Origin of the sequence: Martelella sp. AD-3 (assembly GCF_001578105.1) — a bacterium.
Lineage (GTDB): Bacteria > Pseudomonadota > Alphaproteobacteria > Rhizobiales > Rhizobiaceae > Martelella.
The window spans coordinates 1,264,093-1,281,268 of sequence record NZ_CP014275.1 but is presented as its reverse complement, the minus strand read 5'-3'; the positions used below and the strand labels follow the sequence as shown (position 1 = coordinate 1,281,268).

Genomic DNA, 17,176 nt, shown 5'->3' with positions numbered 1-17,176 from the left:
TCAGGAAAAGTGGATACCGGTTCGCCGTCCGCAAACGCGCACGAACAGAGAGAAAGCGCTTTGGCGATCCGGAGAAAAGCGGAGGCGCTCGAGGCTTCTCAGGGAAGCGGCGCTTCGACGCCGCGCTGCTCCTCGGCGCCGCGGATCACCGATTCGATCAGCCTGTCCCAGTCGCTCGGCTCTTGGGGCTGTGGGTCGGCCTGCATCGATCCGCCGCCTGCGTCGGGTACGGGAATTGCGGCCTGATCGCCGGCGGCAGCCTCGTCGCTCTCTTCCCGGCGGCGCTCTTCTTCCTCTCGGCGCAGGCGTTCGGCCTCCTCGCGCTGGCGGCGCTCCAGCGCCCGCTGTTCCGCGCGAAATTCGTAAAGCGTCGCCTCGCGCCTGAGGCGCTGCTTTTCCAGGATATCGGCCTGCAGCCGCTCCACGCGCGCGCGTTCGCGCTCGACCGCTCTGAGAGCGAGGAAGTTGTTCACCTCCGTCAGATCGAGGCTGCGAACCGGATCGGAAAGCGCCCCGTTGAACCCGATTGTGAAGCCGGCGCTTGCCCCCTCCTCGCTCGCTTCGCCGAGTTTCAGCGCCACATCGACCGAGGCTTCCAGATCGCGTTCGGCAAGGTCGGTGCGCAGCGCGCCGTAGACCCGCGCCTCCGGCAGGTCGACGAAGACATTGCGGGCCTGAAGCACGCCGTCGGTGATGCTGAAGGGAATCGCAATGTCGCCCGCGGCAAAGCTGCCGTCGCCGAAGATCAGCGCGCGCATTTCATCCTCGATCGCTGCATTGGTAACCTCGGTGCCCTGCGAATCGGCCCAGGCGAGCAGCGGATCGGTGACGGCGAGATCCAGCCCCGCAATGACGGGGGATTTCAGCGTCAGCATGCCGGAACCGCTTGCATCAGCCATCAACCCGGCCGCCGTGTCGGCCGTCGTTTCGACCACGAGGCCGAGATCAAACCGACCGCTGGCAACCGGCCTATCGCCAGCCTTCCACAACGTGTCCGGCAAGGCGGCATCGGCAAGGTTGATCTGCGCCTGGAAATAACCGTCGCCGCCCGAATTGCCGAGTTGCAGATCGCCCGAAAGCGTTCCGTCGAAGAGCCGTCCGGCAAAGCCCGTCACCGTCAGACCGCCGCCGCGAAAGCCCACCGTGCCGCTCATGCCGGTCACCGGTTCCGGCAGGCCGGCGTCAAAGGCCGCGGCCTGAACGTCGATATCGGCCTCGGCCGTGCCGAAATAGGCGGTCCCGAAGGGCGTATCCGGCAGCCCCTCCGGCCCCAGGACGAAATTCGGGCCGAACACCGTTTCCATCAGCCAGGCAAGGTCGAGACGATCGAGGGAAAGCGCCCCGTCAAGCCGGACGACGGGTTCGCCGCGCCTGAGCACCAGACGGCCCGTCACGCCATTGCCATCGAGATCGCCCTCAATGGCGGAGAGCGCGAACTGCTCCGGGGTGACATCGAGGCTCGCCTTGACCGACAGAGGCACGCCGAAGGCGGTCCCCGGCACGGCAAAGGCATTCATGGCAAGATAGGGCTCCAGATCGGGGCTTGCGAGCGAGAGGGAATAGCGGCCGGCCAGGAAATCACCGGCTTCAAGGCTCGCCTCGCCCGAGGTGGTAAACCGGGTCTCGCCGCTTGCTGCCCTGAGGCCGACGGCGACCGGCCCCTCCCCCTCAGATCGTTCGATCGAAAGCGAAAGCTGCGCGCCGGCAGGCGCCGGAATGGGCAGTGGCGCAAGACCGGCCTGGCCGAAGACGATCGCCGCATCCGGGTTGGAAAGCTGCACCTGACCGCTCACCCCGCCCGGTCCCAGAACGGAGTCGCGCCGCCATGAACCGGAGATGCGGCTGCCATTGGCGCTGCCCGAAAAGACCGCGGAAACGGCCGTGCCATCCTGTCCGAAGGCGAGATCGGCCTCGGCTTCTGCGTTCCGGTACCAGGCGGCGTTTTCCGCCAGCATGGACAGGAACGGATGCGCGCCGAACCGCTTCTGGAGCGTGGCGACGAAGCCGGAGATATCCTCTGCGGAAAATGTCAAACGCCCGGAGCCTGACGGCAGGTCGCGATCCGTCCGGGCCTGCCCGGAAAGCGTGATCGCCGCGCCCGCAAGGTCGCCGATCTCCAGATGATCAACGGAAAGCGCGCCGGACTGGTAAACGAACGCCGTGTCGACAAGCGCTGCGCTCAGATCGAAGGCATTGACCGCGCCTGCCCTCAGCGATGCGCGAATGCGGTGGCGGCTCAGGCCGCTGTCGATATTCTCGCCGACCATCAGTCCCGCCAGCGCCCGCAAAGCATTGAAATCGATGACATTGCCGGAGAGATCAAGATCGAGTTCAGGCGTCGCCGCACCACTCGACCGGCGCGACATCGCGCCATCGAGCACGGCGTCGCCGGCAACGATCTGCAGGTTCTCGAAGATCTGGCTTCCGTCCGCCAGATCGACATCGGCCGAGAAGCCGGCGCGATCGAGCGCCCGGATTTCCGGGCTGACGCTGCCGGTCAGCCATTGCGAAAGGCCCGAGGGCTGACGCGAGGCGACGAGCAGCGAACCGGTGAACGACGCCGCCTCCCCGAGCGAAAGCCGGCCCGCGGCCTCCACCTGGGTGCGGCCCGGCAGTTCGGCCGAACCGTCCTCGATCCGCCAGCCGTCGCCGTCCGGCGCCGCGTCGAGAACGATCGAGCGGATCGTGGTGTCGCCGGAAACCAGCGCCGGCAAACGGAAGGTCACGGTGCCCGGCAATTGCGGGATCGGCACCTGCTGCAGGAAACCGACCAGCATGTCGAGCCGCTCGCGCGCGTTCGGCGTCGCCACCCTGCCCTTTTTCAGATTGGTGTCGTAGTCGGAAAGCCGCTCGACATTGAACTGCTGGCCGTCCGCCGTCAGAAGGAAGCTGCCGCCCGGGCGCGTATCGAAATTGGCCTCGCCCGAAATCACATAGGGATCGACGCGCGTGCCGATCTCAAGCCGGTATTCGGAAATGGAGATCGATTCATTGGTGAGTTCGAACTGGCCGCTGGCGCGCGGCGGCGGCACATCCTCCGCGTCCTCCTGGGTGACGGCGAGGCGGAAACCGCCGGCATAGACCGGCTTTCCGTCCTCAAGCGCGACATCGCCCTCAAGCGCTGCCGAAACCGGCCATTCGGCAGGATCGGCCGAAAGCCTCAAACGCATCGTTGCCGTTTCCGGATCGGGCCGTCCGGTGAGGATGGTGAAGGCGCCTGCATGCCCGTCAAGCACGGCATTGCCCTCCATCCGCCACGGGCCCTCGATCGCGTTGGCCGAGAGCATGGCGTCAATATCGGACACCGTGCGCAGCCGGTCGCCGGCATGATCGGCCAGGCGGATTTCGCCGTCTCTGATTTCCACGTCCTCGAACACCACCCGCCGGGCAGAGAGCGGAGCGCTGCCGGTCGCCGTCCATGACAGCGCTCCGCTTTCGTCAAGCGTCAGATTGAGGACCGGATGCTCCAGCAGCATCTTGAAGATGCGGATTTCGCCGCTGAGGAAAGGCGCGAGCTCCGCATCCATGGAAAAGGCATCGGCCGTTGCCAGCGGCGCGCCCGAAGCATCGCGCCCGACCCTGACGTCATGCATGGTGATTGCGGGAAACGGCAGAACCCGGACATCGACATCGCCGACCACCTCGACCTTCTTGCCGAGCGCCCGGCTGGCCTGAACCTCGAATTCCTGGCGGAAGCTGCTCCAGTCGACGAAATAGGGAACGACCAGCGCCGCAGACAGCAGAAGAACCAGCAGAGCCCCGATGAAAACAAGTATTCGTCCCAGCAATCTCGCGGTTCCCTTACGTCATTCGCCCGGCCAGCCCCGGCGCGGTCGGGCGGAGGCCCGCGGCGCCGATACCGCTCTCAATCTCAGACGGCCCGTCTCACCCGGCACCTCGTTGCTGCGAACCTATCACGGTGCGCAAATGCAGGCCAGTTCGGCTTCCCGCACAAAGACAGTTTTGGCGTGTTTCTCCCTTCAGAAAATCTTGCCCGGGTTGAAGATATTGTCCGGATCGAGCGCCTCCTTGATCGCGCGCATGGCGGCAACCGCCGTGCCGATCTCGTCAGCGACGACCCTCTTCTTGCCCTGGCCAACGCCGTGCTCGCCGGTCGCCGTCCCGCCCATGGCGATGGCCCGTTCGGCAAGCCGCGTGGTGAAGGCCTCGACGCGGGCGATCTCTTCCGGATTGTTCTTGTCGAACAGGACGAGGAGATGAAAATTGCCGTCGCCCGCATGGCCGACGACCGGCGCCAGAATGCCTTCGCGCTTCACGTCTTCCTGGGTCTCGCGCACGCAATCGGCAAGCCGCGAGATCGGCACGCAGACATCCGTCGACAAACCGTCGAGCTCGGGGGCAAGCGCCCGGCCGGCCCAATAGGCGCTGTGACGGGCCTTCCACAGTTTCGTGCGCTCCTCGGCATTGGCGGTCCAGACGAATTCGGAGCCGCTGCATTCGGACGCAATCTCGGCGAACTGCGCCGACTGCATGGCGACCGCCTCCTCGCTGCCGTGGAATTCCAGAAGAAGCAGCGGGGTTTCGGGAAAGTCGAGCCCGGAATAGGCGTTGCAGGCCTTGACCTGAAGCGCGTCGAGAAGCTCGATGCGGGCAACCGGAATGCCCATCTGGATCGTCATGATCACCGCATTGCAGGCCTCTTCCAGCGTCTCGAAGGAGGAAACCCCGCCGGCGATCTTCTCCGGGATGCCGGCAAGCTTCAGCGTGATCGAGGTGATGATGCCGAGCGTGCCTTCCGCGCCGACGAAAAGCCGCGTGAGGTCATAGCCGGCGGACGATTTGCGCGCGCGCCGCCCGGTGGTGATTTCCTCGCCGTCGGCGGTCACCACGGTCAGCGCCAGCACCACGTCCTTCATCGTGCCGTAGCGCACCGCATTGGTGCCGGAAGCGCGCGTTGACGCCATGCCGCCGAGCGAGGCGTTGGCGCCCGGATCGATCGGGAAGAACAGGCCGGTATCACGCAGATAGTCGTTCAACTCCTCGCGGGTGACGCCCGGCTCGACGCGACAGTCAAGATCTTCCGCATTGACCTCGAGCACACGGTTCATACGCGACAGATCGATGGAGATGCCGCCTTCGGGCGCATTCACCTGGCCCTCGAGCGAAGAGCCCGTGCCGAAGGGAATGACAGGCACCTTGTATTCCGCGCAAAGCTTCACCGCCGCCTTCACATCCTCGGAACTCTCGGCAAAGAACACCGCGTCCGGCAGCTGCGGCGGCAGGTAGGTCGTGGTATGGGCATGCTGGGCGCGGAAGGCCTCGCCCGTCTGCACCTTGTCGCCGAAACGCTCCCTGAGCAGCGCGATCGCCTCCTGCGCCGCTTGCGGGTCGCGCGGGCGCGTCTGAACGTCTTCAATTGCCAAAACTTGCACTCCGAACCTGTTTTACCGTAGCCTCCGAAGGCCCGGCCGTCTCAGCGTTTTATGCGAGGATCGCCGCCTGCGTCCAGTGCCGGCCGGCATTGCAGATCTCAACTTACGGCTTTCGCGATGAATGATCTTCAGGATGTGATAGCGAAACTCACCGGCGCCCGCCACGTCACGCTCTCCCGCTTCGCCTCGGGCGACCTTTCGGCGTTGATGCTCGCGGAGACGGAGGACGGCAGGCAATTCGTCGTCAAGGGCGGCCCGGCGCCCGCCGTCGAAGGCGAGATGCTGCGCCTGATCGCCGCGACAGGCGCGCCGGCGCCGGAGGTGGTCGCCGCCAACGAGCGCGTCCTGATCATCACCAGGGTCGAGGGACGAAGCGGCTTTGCCGGCGCCCAGGCCGACCTCGGCCGATCGCTTTCAAAGCTTCACGCGGCAACGGGCGAGCAATACGGCTTTGATCACGACTATGCCTTCGGCACGGTCGCAATCGAAAACGACCGGACCTCCTCCTGGGTCGCTTTCTGGCGCGACCGCAGGCTGTTGAACAATATCGGCCACATTCCCGCCGACCTCGCCCGGCGGGTCGAGCGACTTGCCGGCAATCTCGCCGCCCATCTGCCGGACGCGCCGCCCGCCGCCCTTCTTCACGGCGACTTGTGGTCGGGCAATGTCATGGCCTCATCCGGGCACGTCACGGCCTTCATCGACCCGGCCTGCTATTACGGCCATGCCGAAGTCGACCTCGCCATGCTCAACCTGTTCGGCAGTCTCGATCAGGGCTTCTACGCTTCTTATCCGCGACTTGAGCCGGGCTACCTCGAGCGGCAGGCGATCTACAGTCTCTGGCCGGCGCTCGTGCATCTTCGCCTTTTTGGCGGCGGCTACCGTTCGATGGTAGAAGGCTTTCTGTCCCGCGCCGGCCATTGAGGCGGTTGTTGCCGCAACGGTAGCCACGCGGAGATTTCGGTTTATGCTAGTGACAGTTTTTTGAAATCGTCTGATTCCATTGCAGAGTTCATCTTGACCCGTCTTACCAGGACCGCCATCAATCCCGACAGGCACTGTGTTTTCGCGCCGACCGCGTTTCAGGCTTTGCCCTTCCGGGGCCCGTCGAAGGCGGCGAAGACGCCAATCAATGCCGGATGCGGCACGACGCATATCAGGACATGTGAATGACAAGAACGCTGAAAGTCGCGGTTGTCGGGCTCGGCATCGGCCGCAACCACATTCAAAACGGCTACCGTACCAATACCGACCGTTTCGAGGTCGCGGCACTCTGTGATCTCGACGAGGCGCTGCTGAAGGCAAACGGCGCGGAATTCGGCATCGAGCGGCTTGTGACGGACTATCTCGAGATCGTCGGCATGGACGACATCGACGTGATCGACATCTGCACCCCGCCGGCAACCCACAAGGCGATGATCGTCGCTGCGCTGCAGGCCGGCAAGCACGTCATCTGCGAGAAGCCGCTTGTCGGATCGCTTGCCGACATCGACGAACTGCTCGACGCCGAATCGCGTTCCTCCGGCCATGTAATGCCGATCATGCAGTATCGCTACAATGATGGCGCCCAGAAGGCGCGTCACATCATCGCCTCGGGGCTTGCCGGCAAGCCGCTGGTTGCGACCTGCGAGGTGCACTGGCTGCGCGGCCCAGACTATTATGAAAAGGACTGGCGCAGGAGCTGGAGCGGCGCGCTCGGCGGCATTTTGATGAACCATGCCATCCATGCCAATGACCTGATGTTCTATCTGCTCGGCCCGGTGCGATCGCTGTTTGCGCGCACGGCGACGCGGGTGAACCGGGTCGAGGTCGAGGACTGCGCCAGCATCAGCGTCGAGCTCGAATGCGGCGCGCTGGCCACGACATCGGCCACGCTCGGCTCGGTGGAGCCCCTGAGCCGCATGCGGCTCTGCTTCGAGAATGTGACCATCGAGACCGACAGCCGCCCGGATTTCACGGCCGACAAGGCGCCCTGGCGTTTCGTGCCCGCCAACGCGGCGATCGGCAGCAAGATCGACGAGGCGCTCGCCGGTTTCACGCCGCCGCCCTCCGGCTTTGCCGGTCAGATGCAGGATTTCCACAAGGCGATCTGCGAGAAGACGCCATTGCCGCTGACCCTCGGCGATGCGCGTCAAAGCCTCGACTTCGCGACAGCCGCCTACTGGTCGGCCAAGACCTATAGCGCGGTGGCCCTGCCCATCCTTTCGGACCATCCCTTTTACAACGGCTGGCAGAACGCCTTCTGACGCAAAGCGCCCGGGCGTTTGATGCCCGGGCGACTTGAAAGAACGGATTCCGGAAAGCTCAGTAGGAGGCGGCGTTGTCGATCGACTGGCCGGCATCCTGGGTGGCATCAATCGCGTTGGCGGTATCCTGACCCATGCCCTCGATCGTGTTCCCGCAGGAAGCGACGAGAGCGCTCATGGCGAACAGGGTGAAGGCAGCGATGATTTTTCCCTTGAACATTTGCATCTCCTGAATTTGCGTCGGGTTGCCTGTTCAACGTTCCTGAAGTCCCCGGGTTCCATGGCTGATGCGTCATTTTCGGCGGAGCGAACATATCCACAGGCCGCCTGCCGGTTTTCCACAGTCGCTCCCCGGCTTTTGCACAAGCCGGGCGTGGCTTTGTCGCGCGCTGTGACGCGCCCCTCCCGCTCCCCGAAAATTGATGGAAAACAACTGGTTTTCTCCGTTCGCGCCCCCATCTACCCTGAAGCCGACCAGAGGAGGAACAGACTTGCACGACGACGAAGCCGGAGTTGAACCGCGATCCCACGAAGGCGACAGGCTTTCAGAGATTCTCGCCTGCCTGCGTCCCGGGCCGGACGGACGTCTCAGCCTCGAACAGCTCGACGATGCGCTGGCGGAGCGCTCTTTCGGCGCCTTCATCGTGCTGTTTTCGATCCCGAACCTGATCCCGCTGCCGCCCGGCGCCACCTTGCTTCTCGGTCTGCCGCTGATCCTCGTTTCATGGCAGATGATGGTCTCGCGCCACACGCGGGTCTGGCTTCCCGAGCGAATCGCGCGGTTCTCCGTCGACGGCGCGCGCGGCATGGCCATTCTTGACCGCGTCCTTCCGTGGTTGCGGTGGATCGAAAGCGCCGTCCGGCCGCGCTTCTGGTTTCTGGAGACGCGCCGGGCCGAACGCGCCCTTGGGGCATTCGCGCTTCTGCTGTCGATCGTGGTGTTCTTCCCGATCCCCTTCGGCAACTGGCTTCCGGCGCTTGCCCTTGCGATCATTGGCCTGTCGGCTACCGAGCGCGACGGTTACGGACTGATTATCGGCCTTGCGGTCGGCGTCTTCTCGATCCTGCTGGCGGGGCTCGTGGTCGTTGCCGCCGGCGCGCTGATCGCGCTGCTTTTCTGAGGCCGCTCTCAGGCCACCCGGCTTTGCCGCTCGGTCGGACGGAAGGCGTGACGGATGGCGTCGGCGACCGCCTCGACCAGTTCGCCGCGCTGTTCGGAGAATTTCAGGCGGATTTCATAAAAGCCGAGCTCCGGAAGCCCCTCCGCCTTGCCCAGCACCTCCATCCCGTCCGACAGGTAATAGGAGGCGATCGGGGCAACGGCGAGATCGGAGAGGACGGCGGCGCGCTGCACCATGGTGGTCGCGCTCATATAGGCGACGCGATAGGCCCGGCCGATCTCCGTAAGCTTCTCCACGGCCTCGTTGCGCCACGAACAGCCCTGCTCCCACATCGACACCGGCAACGGATCCTTCGTATGCGCCGTGCCGCCGCAGGCGCCCACCCAGACAAGCCGCTCGCGCAGAATGAGTTCGCTGTCCTCATCCGAGGCTCCCTTGCCGGAATTGAGCAGTGTGAGATCGAGCCGCTGTTCGCCGAGACGCCGGCGTAGACCGACGCTGTTGTCGATGGTGACGTCAACCATGACGCCGGGGAAAGCCTCGGCGAAGCGCTTCAGGATCGTCGGCAGGATACGCTCGCCGATATCATCCGTCGCGCCGAGCCGGACCACGCCGTGCATGTCCGGATGTCGGAAACGCGACATCGCCTCATTGGAGAGCGCGAGCATGCGCCGCGCATAGGTCAAAAGCGTCTCGCCGCTGTGGGTCAGGCGCACCGAGCGGGCGTCGCGCACGAAGAGCGACACGCCGAGCTGCTCCTCCAGCCGCTTGATCTGCATGGAGACGGCCGATGGCGTCCGGAACACGGTTTCCGCAGCGCCGGAAAAACTGCCGGTCTCGGCGATCGCGACAAAGGTGCGGAGAATGTCGTTGTCGAGGACCGGTAGCGGCGTCTGCAGGAAATTGGCCATGGAGCGCTCCATCAATTCAATTTTGTTGATGGATATCATGATTACATTTCGTTTGATTGAATGTCAAATACACCTACCTTGGCATCAGGTCATCAAGAGACGCATTGAAGGAGACACGAAATGGGACTGTTCATCATCCTCAGACATCTGGTCGCCCCGCTTGCCAAGCTCGCAGAACAGCGCGATGAAGCTGCCCGCAAGGCGCTGAGAGAGCGCAATGTCAATCGCATCCCGCCGCATCTGCGCGACGACATCATCGCCCGCGAAGAGCACTGGCGCTATGACTGAGACGCGCGGTCGCCGCTGATCCCTGGCGACCGCCTTTCACCGCGTTGCAGCAACGGCGGCCGGCAAGGTCGCCCGGCCTCGGAGCGGTTGCAATGAAGCGAATGCGCAACGCTTCATAAAAAAATCACAAACCGGATCGGGATCGGCTTTGCTGGCGCATTTGTCTGTGTCAGTGTCGCAATCAGACTATTGGCGGCCATATTTCTTGCAGAAGTTAATTCCACAAGATCAGATTCCGGCTTTGACTGCGGCGGTGTGTGCACAATGGTGAGATCGTTCGTTTTTTATCTGGTTCCGCAATTCTCGCTCCTGCCCTTCTCGGGCGCGATCGAGACATTGCGCATTGCCAACAGGATGCTCGGCTTCGAGGCCTATCGCTGGCGGATCACCTCCGGCAATGGCCAGAAGGTCTGTTCCTCGAGCGGCATCGCCGTCGATCCGGACACCTCGCTTGCCGATGAGCGCCGTTCGCTGATGGGCGAGAAGAGGCCCGATCTCGTGCTGGTCTGTTCCGGCGTCAACGTCGAGGATTACGACAACAAATCCTTCGAGGCCTGGCTGCGCGAGCTCAACAACCGCGGCTGCGGCATCGGCGCGCTGTGTACGGCCGCTCATCTTCTGGCCCGCGCCGGCCTGCTCAAGGGCAGGCGCTGCGCGATCCACTGGGAAAACATGCCGGGCTTTTGCGAGACCTATCCGGAAATCGACGCCCATGCGGACCTGTTCGAGATCGACCGCAATATCTACAGCTGCGCCGGCGGCTCGGCCTCGATCGACATGATTCTGCATATCATCAGCCGCGAGTTCGGCGACGGTCTCGTCAACGCCGTCTGCGAACAGGCGCTGACAGACCGCGTGCGCCCTTCCTCCGAGCGCCAGCGCCTGCCGCTTCGCGCCCGTCTCGGCGTCCAGAACGGCAAGGTGCTTCAGATCATCGAACTGATGGAGGCCAATCTCGCCGAGCCCCTGTCGCTGGTCGAGATCGCCGAAGCGGTCGGCCTGTCGCGCCGCCAGGTGGAACGGCTGTTTCGCCAGGAAATGGGCCGCTCGCCGGCGCGTTATTATCTGGAGATCCGGCTGGACCGCGCCCGCCGCCTTCTGGCGCAGTCGACCATGCCGGTCGTCGATGTGGCGGTCGCCTGCGGCTTCGTCTCGGCCTCGCATTTTTCCAAATGCTACCGCGAGATCTACCAGTGTTCCCCGCAGCAGGAGCGCGCGTTGCGCCGGCAGGCGCGCATGAGCATCGGCGACAACACGTTTAGCCTCGCCGTATGAACTACCCCTTGAGCAGAAGCGTTACCCAGCCTTCGCGCCAATAGGTGCGCACGTGGCGCATGCCCTGGGCGCGGTAGGCGGCCAGCACCTTCCAGCGCTGTGTTTCCAGGATGCCGGAAAGGATGACCGCGCCGCCTTGCGCAAGGTTGGCGCGAAGGCCGGGCGCGAGTTTCATCAGCGGGCGGGCGAGGATATTGGCGATCACCAGGTCGAAGGGGCCGTGCTCGGCGAAGGCGGCATGGTGAAATCCCGGCGCGGTGACGAAATCGACGCCGGTGACGATGCCGTTCCGGCGCGCATTGTAGCGGGCCACCCTGACGGCGACGTCATCGATATCGGTCGCCAGAACCGGGATCGGCCGGAGCTTGCGCACGGCCATGGCCAGAACGCCGGTTCCGGTTCCAAGATCAAGCGCGTTGCGCGGCGCCTCGGCCTTCAACAGCGTGTCGATCATCTCCAGGCAGCCGGCGGTCGTGCCGTGGTGGCCGGTCCCGAAGGCCTGCCCCGCCTCGATCTCAAGCGCTATGTCGCCCGCACGGCAGTCCTCGCGATCATGGGCGCCATGCACCAGAAAGCGCCCCGCACGCACCGGCTTCAGCCCCTCAAGCGACCTGGCGATCCAGTCGACGTCGGGGATGACTTCCTTTTCGACCTCCGGCCTTCTGGCCTCCGGGAAAAATCCGAGTGCAGCCTCGAAAACCGCGCGCAGCGCCTCTTCCTCTTCCGCCTCCAGATAGACCGAGGCTTCCCAGATGCACGCCTTCTCGTCGATCTCCATGGTCGCCAGCGCGTAGGGCGCCTCGCCGAGCTGCTCGGAAAGGGCGTCCAGAACGCGGCCCGCCCCGGCCTCATCGGTGGTGACATAGAGTCGGATCTGGGTCACTGCGGTCTGCCTCTTCGATCGCTGAGAGCGCCGTGCGTCCATTCGCACGCACAAAGGACGCTCCAGCCTATTGAATCGACGCATCGTGCTTTCCGAAAGTCGATTCCGATTTTCGGGCCGATGCGCTAGAAAGATATGAAACGTGGCGATACCGCCCCGTTTGACGCAAGGCAAGCCTCAGTTGATCAGGTTCTCGAGCTTCTTCACCGCCACCTCGGGATTTTCGCCATAGGCGATCGTGCCCTTCAGCACCCCGCCGTCATCAAGCAGGAAGACCGAAGCGTTGTGGTCCATGGTATAGTCGCCGTCAGGATCGTTCGGATCGAGCGGCACTTTCTTGTAGTAGATGCCGAACTCGTCGACCATTTCACGCACCTTGTCCGGATCTCCGGAAATCGCTTCGATCCGGTCCGTCACGTTGGAGAGATAGCGGTGCATGATCTCCGGCGTGTCGCGCTCCGGATCGACCGTGATCCAGTAGGCATTGATCTCGTCGCCGTCGGGATCGACCTCGTTGAGCCAGCCGTTCATCTCATAAAGCGTGGTCGGGCAGACCTCCGGGCAATGGGTGAAGCCGAAGAAGATCGCCGTCGGCTTTTCCCTCAAGGCCTCCTGGGTGATTGCCGAGCCATCTCCCGCCGTCAGCTGGAATTCCGGGCCGAAGGGGATGTTCATCATCTCCTCGTTGGTCTTGCCGATCTCGTAGACCAGCCAGACGATGAGCCCGCAGACGACAATCACCGAGCCCCAGAGAACGCGCCGGAAAATCTTCATTGTCTCTTCCCTTCAGGCCCTCCGGCCTCAGTCTTGCAGCAATCCGTGCCTGCGGTGCCAGTCCTCGAGCGAAAGATCCGGGTAGCCCTCGAAATGCACATGACCCTCGCCCTCCGGCACATCGACCCATGCGGCCTTCGAGCCGAGCATGATATGCACGATCTCCGGCGGACGCGGCAAGGGCGTGTCGACAACGGAGGCGACGGGATGAACGAGCGCGGGCCAGCGCGGATCGAAAAGATAGAGCGCAGAACCGCAGGCCCCGCAGAAATGCCGCTCGGCCTCGCTCTCGCCGTCATGCATGCGGGCGTGATAGAAGCGCTTGTGCTGCGCGCCGGAAACGTTGAGCGTCGCGGCATCCGCACCGATATTGATGGCATAGCCCCCGCCCCCGCCGGACTTGCGGCAGCTGCTGCAATAGCAGCGCTGATAGGGCACCGGCGTTTTGCTTTCCACGGAAAAGCGCACCTTTCCGCACTGGCAGCTGCAATCGAGTCTGATGGTCTCTCTCCCTCTTTCCGCCTGTTCGCCTCGCCTATTCCGGCGCGCCATTTTCCCAGACGACGTCCTGCCCGTAAAGCGGCACCGTGGACATCGACATCTTCGCCGATCCTTCGGTGATCTCGCGCGTGTGCGCCAGATAGATCAGCGTGTCATTGGCGCGATCATAGATGCGGTTGATCACCAGGTTCTTGAAGATCAGCGACCGGCCCTGCTTGAAGACCTCCTCGCCGTCCATCCCGAGATCGATATCGCCGATGCGGATCGGTCCCGTCTGGCGGCAGGCGATGGAGGAATTGGAGGGGTCCTCGAACCAATTGCCGTTCGACAACCGGTCGATCACCGAACGGTCGAAATAGGCAATATGGCAGGTCACGCCCTCGATTTCCGGATCGTGCAAGGCTTCGATCTCGATGTCGTTGCCGACCCAGTCGACGCCGACTTCGCCGACCTGTTCGGCCCGCGCGGCACCCGCAAGCAACAGGCCCGCGCAAAGAGCAAAACCAAACCGCCTCATATCGAAACTCCCTGAAAAGCATTTCCTTCAAGATAGGTTTGCGGCGGCACGATGCAAGCGATCCGCCTGCGAGAAAGCAGTCGGATGGCATGTGGCCACTGCCGCATCCCCCCAAATCTTCTCGCCCCGGAGGGGAGAGAATATTGGGAGCAAGCGGCAGGCCACGCGTATGCCCAACCGAGTTGGATCACCCGCCGATCAGCGCCAGCCACTCGTCCTCATCCATGGTCTGAACCCCGAGTTCCTCCGCCTTTTTCAGCTTCGAGCCAGCGCCGGGACCGGCGACGACGATGTCCGTCTTCTTGGAAACCGACCCGGAAACCTTGGCCCCGAGGCTTTCGGCTTTCGCCTTGGCCTCGTCACGGGTCATCTTCTCGAGGCTGCCGGTAAACACCACCGTCTTGCCGGCGACGGGACTGGTCGTGTCAATCCTCTGCGCATCGTCAAGCGGCGTCACTTCCTTCAGCAGCCGGGCAATGACGGCGACATTCTGCTCTTCGGCGAAGAAATCGACAAGCGCGCGGGCGACGACCGTTCCGATGCCGTCGATATTGTTGAGATCGTCCCAGGCGTCGCCCTCGCCTGCCGCCGCATCCCGCATCGCCCGTTCGAAAGCGGCATAGGAGCCATAGGAGCGGGCCAGAAGCTTCGCGGTCGTCTCGCCGACATGGCGGATGCCGAGCGCGAAGATGAAGCGCGGCAGCGCGATTTCGCGGCGTTCATTGATCGACTGGTACAGGTTGGCGACCGAGGTCTTGCCCCATCCGTTGAAATTCTCGAGTTTCGTCAGCGCCTCGGCCTGACGTCTTTCGAGCGTGAAGATGTCGGGCGCGGTGCGGATCGCAAGCCCCGGATCGTCATGCTCGAAGAAGAAATCGACCTGCTTGCTGCCGAGCCCCTCGATATCGAAGGCGTTGCGCGAAACGAAATGCTTCAGATGCTCGACGGCCTGCGCCCGGCAGGAAAAACCGGCCGTGCAGCGGCGCACGGCGTCCACCTTGCCGCTCTTCTCGTTGATGTCGCGCACCGCATGGGCGCCGCAAACCGGGCAGTGATCCGGGAATTCGTAAGGCGTCGCATCCTCCGGCCGCTTTTCCGGCAGGATGTCAACGATCTGCGGGATGACGTCGCCGGCGCGCTGGACGATCACGTAATCGCCGACGCGGATATCGCGCCCCTCGCGGATCGGCTCGCCGTTCGAGCCCTTGCCGGCGATATAGTCCTCGTTGTGGAGCGTCGCATTGGTGACGACGACGCCGCCGACGGTGATCGGCTCAAGCCTGGCCACCGGCGTCAGCGCGCCGGTGCGGCCGACCTGGATGTCGATGGCGATGAGTCGCGTGATCGCCTGCTCGGCGGGGAATTTATGCGCCGTCGCCCAGCGCGGCGAACGCGAGCGGAAACCGAGCCGCGCCTGCAGGTCGAGCCGGTCGACCTTGTAGACCACGCCGTCGATATCATAATCGAGGTCCCCGCGCTTGACGCCGATCTCGTGATAGTGCGCCAGCAGGTCATCGACGGAGGTGAGCCGCTTCATCAGCGGGTTGACCGGGAAACCCCATTTCTCGAAGGTCCCGACCATGCCCATCTGGGTGTCGGCCGGCATCTCCGACATCTCGCCCCAGGCATAGGCGAAGAATTTGAGCTTGCGCTTTTCCGTCACCTTCGGGTCAAGCTGGCGCAGCGAACCGGACGCCGTGTTGCGCGGGTTCACATAGGTCTTCTCGCCCGCCTCGGAGAGCGCCGCGTTCAACGCGGCAAAATCGCTTTTCGCCATGTATATCTCGCCGCGCACCTCGACAATCTCCGGCGCGCCGTCCGGCAGGCGGTTTGGAATTTCGCCGATGGTACGGACATTGGCCGTCACATTCTCGCCCGTGGTGCCGTCGCCGCGCGTCGCGCCGGAGACGAGCCTGCCGTTCTCATAGCGCAGCGACATCGACAGACCGTCGATCTTCGGCTCGGCGGTAAAGGCGATCGAGCCGTCCGGCAACTGGCCGAGAAAGCGATAGACCGAGGCGATGAAGTCCTGCACGTCCTCGTCGGAAAACACGTTGCCGAGCGACAGCATCGGCACGGAATGGGTGACAGGCGCGAAGACCTCCGAGGGCGCGGAGCCGACGCGGGCCGAGGGGCTGTCTTCACGCACGAGATCGGGAAAGCGCGCCTCGATTTCATCATTGCGATGTTTCAGCGCGTCATATTCGGCGTCCGTGATCTCGGGCGCGTCCTTGCCGTGATAGGCAGCGTCATGGCGGGCAATTTCCTCCGCCAGAAAAGCGAGTTCGGCCGCGGCCTCTTCCCGGGTCAGCTTCTCGGTCGGAACCTTGTCATTCGCCATCGCCGCGCGCTCCTTCGTATCATCCGGACGCATTAGAGCATTTGGCGCGCGCTCGGCAAGTTCAAAGACCGGCGGCGGCCGAAAGCCCGTCTCCCGGCGCGCTATCGCCCTTCAGGACCGAGGTGTCGAGCAGCGCCGTCAGCGGCAGATGGTCGGAGGCCGCGCGGGCCAGAAGCGAATCATGCACGGCGAGATCGGCCACCAGCCCGTCGCGGTTGGCGATGATCCGGTCAAGCGCCAGAACCGGCCATCGCGCCGGAAAGCTCGCCCGCGCCGGCGGCAAAGCGCCGAAGGCCGCCTCGAATTTCTTCAGCGCCGAACCGTCGCCGAGCCGCCATTCATTCATGTCGCCCATGATCACCGAGGGCGCCTCGACGCGCCGGCCGAGAAGCCCGATGATGTGATCGGCCTGCTGGCGGCGCGCCCAGCGCAGAAGGCCGAGATGAACGGCGGCGACGCGCAGGGAAATGCCGTTGTTGAGCGCTATGTCGGTCACCAGCGCGCCGCGCGGCTCCAGCCCCGGCAGTTTCTCGCGGTGGATGTCGCGCACTGCGCCATCGCGGAACAGAAGCACATTGCCGTGCCAGCCATGGGCGCGCGCGCTTGCCTCCACGGGCACGGCCACCAGCCCGGTTTCCGCCTCGATCCGTTTCAGGTCAAGCAGGCCGGTGCGCTCGCCGAAGCGCGTATCGGCCTCCTGCAGGGCGATCAGGTCAGGACTGATCTCGCGGATGACCTCGAATATCCGGTCGGGGTCGAAGCGTCCGTCGACGCCGACGCATTTATGGACATTATAGGTCGCGACCTTGAGGCCGTCCCCTTTTACGGGCACGGCGGCATCGGGCCGCTTTCCGTTTTCGCGGAAGGAACGCAGCACGGCATTGGCAAGGGGAGATTTGATCGGGCTCATCGCTTCACTTTGAGGA

At 64.0% G+C, this 17,176-nt stretch carries 15 protein-coding genes; 5 read left to right on the top strand and 10 right to left on the bottom strand.

Annotated features, from left to right (window positions below):
• Window positions 1-98: 98 nt before the first annotated feature.
• Both AZF01_RS05895 and AZF01_RS05890 read right to left on the bottom strand, forming a co-directional pair.
• Window positions 99-3,788: an AsmA-like C-terminal region-containing protein gene (locus AZF01_RS05895; protein ID WP_024708042.1), complete on the bottom strand. Its 3,690-nt coding sequence runs from the start codon at window positions 3,786-3,788 to the stop codon at window positions 99-101.
• A 192-nt stretch (window positions 3,789-3,980) separates the two neighbouring features.
• The gene (locus tag AZF01_RS05890; RefSeq protein ID WP_024708043.1) at window positions 3,981-5,384 is read right to left on the bottom strand and encodes an FAD-binding oxidoreductase; all 1,404 of its coding nucleotides are present in this window, start codon (window positions 5,382-5,384) and stop codon (window positions 3,981-3,983) included.
• Window positions 5,385-5,510: 126 nt separating this feature from the next.
• Here AZF01_RS05890 and AZF01_RS05885 point away from each other — a divergent pair, with 126 nt between their 5' ends.
• Window positions 5,511-6,317, top strand: coding sequence for a fructosamine kinase family protein (locus AZF01_RS05885; protein ID WP_024708044.1), 807 nt, complete (start codon window positions 5,511-5,513; stop codon window positions 6,315-6,317).
• A 245-nt stretch (window positions 6,318-6,562) separates the two neighbouring features.
• Window positions 6,563-7,639, top strand: coding sequence for a Gfo/Idh/MocA family protein (locus AZF01_RS05880; RefSeq protein WP_024708045.1), 1,077 nt, complete (start codon window positions 6,563-6,565; stop codon window positions 7,637-7,639).
• Between the two features lie 58 nt (window positions 7,640-7,697).
• Here AZF01_RS05880 and AZF01_RS05875 read toward each other — a convergent pair whose 3' ends face one another.
• Window positions 7,698-7,817, bottom strand: coding sequence for an entericidin (locus AZF01_RS05875; protein ID WP_244435552.1), 120 nt, complete (start codon window positions 7,815-7,817; stop codon window positions 7,698-7,700).
• A 313-nt stretch (window positions 7,818-8,130) separates the two neighbouring features.
• Here AZF01_RS05875 and AZF01_RS05870 point away from each other — a divergent pair, with 313 nt between their 5' ends.
• The gene (locus tag AZF01_RS05870; protein WP_024708047.1) at window positions 8,131-8,760 is read left to right on the top strand and encodes an exopolysaccharide biosynthesis protein; all 630 of its coding nucleotides are present in this window, start codon (window positions 8,131-8,133) and stop codon (window positions 8,758-8,760) included.
• A gap of 8 nt (window positions 8,761-8,768) precedes the next feature.
• Here the strand turns inward: AZF01_RS05870 and AZF01_RS05865 are convergent, their stop codons facing one another.
• Window positions 8,769-9,710, bottom strand: a complete 942-nt coding sequence (locus AZF01_RS05865; RefSeq protein WP_024708048.1) for a LysR family transcriptional regulator — start codon at window positions 9,708-9,710, stop codon at window positions 8,769-8,771.
• 81 nt (window positions 9,711-9,791) lie between these two features.
• On the opposite strand from AZF01_RS05865, the gene AZF01_RS23845 reads away from it, so the two are divergent.
• Both AZF01_RS23845 and AZF01_RS05860 read left to right on the top strand, forming a co-directional pair.
• Complete coding sequence (locus tag AZF01_RS23845) at window positions 9,792-9,959, top strand: hypothetical protein (protein WP_156484721.1); 168 nt, start codon at window positions 9,792-9,794, stop codon at window positions 9,957-9,959.
• 264 nt (window positions 9,960-10,223) lie between these two features.
• A complete protein-coding gene (locus AZF01_RS05860; RefSeq protein ID WP_024708049.1) occupies window positions 10,224-11,234 on the top strand; it encodes a GlxA family transcriptional regulator in 1,011 nt (336 codons plus the stop codon).
• A 1-nt stretch (window position 11,235) separates the two neighbouring features.
• Here AZF01_RS05860 and AZF01_RS05855 read toward each other — a convergent pair whose 3' ends face one another.
• The 6 genes from AZF01_RS05855 to AZF01_RS05830 all read right to left on the bottom strand — a co-directional run bounded on the left by AZF01_RS05855 (window position 11,236) and on the right by AZF01_RS05830 (window position 17,160).
• The gene (locus tag AZF01_RS05855; protein WP_024708050.1) at window positions 11,236-12,117 is read right to left on the bottom strand and encodes a 50S ribosomal protein L11 methyltransferase; all 882 of its coding nucleotides are present in this window, start codon (window positions 12,115-12,117) and stop codon (window positions 11,236-11,238) included.
• A 177-nt stretch (window positions 12,118-12,294) separates the two neighbouring features.
• Window positions 12,295-12,891 carry an SCO family protein gene (locus AZF01_RS05850; protein WP_024708051.1) on the bottom strand — a complete coding sequence of 199 codons (597 nt, stop codon included), beginning with the start codon at window positions 12,889-12,891 and terminating at the stop codon, window positions 12,295-12,297.
• A gap of 27 nt (window positions 12,892-12,918) precedes the next feature.
• Window positions 12,919-13,392 carry a GFA family protein gene (locus AZF01_RS05845; protein WP_024708052.1) on the bottom strand — a complete coding sequence of 158 codons (474 nt, stop codon included), beginning with the start codon at window positions 13,390-13,392 and terminating at the stop codon, window positions 12,919-12,921.
• Between the two features lie 34 nt (window positions 13,393-13,426).
• Complete coding sequence (locus AZF01_RS05840; protein ID WP_024708053.1) at window positions 13,427-13,909, bottom strand: CreA family protein; 483 nt, start codon at window positions 13,907-13,909, stop codon at window positions 13,427-13,429.
• A gap of 187 nt (window positions 13,910-14,096) precedes the next feature.
• Entirely contained in the window at window positions 14,097-16,250 is a 2,154-nt protein-coding gene (gene ligA, locus AZF01_RS05835) for an NAD-dependent DNA ligase LigA (protein WP_024708054.1), read from the bottom strand.
• Between the two features lie 61 nt (window positions 16,251-16,311).
• Window positions 16,312-17,160, bottom strand: a complete 849-nt coding sequence (locus AZF01_RS05830; protein WP_024708055.1) for an endonuclease/exonuclease/phosphatase family protein — start codon at window positions 17,158-17,160, stop codon at window positions 16,312-16,314.
• Window positions 17,161-17,176 lie beyond the last annotated feature (16 nt).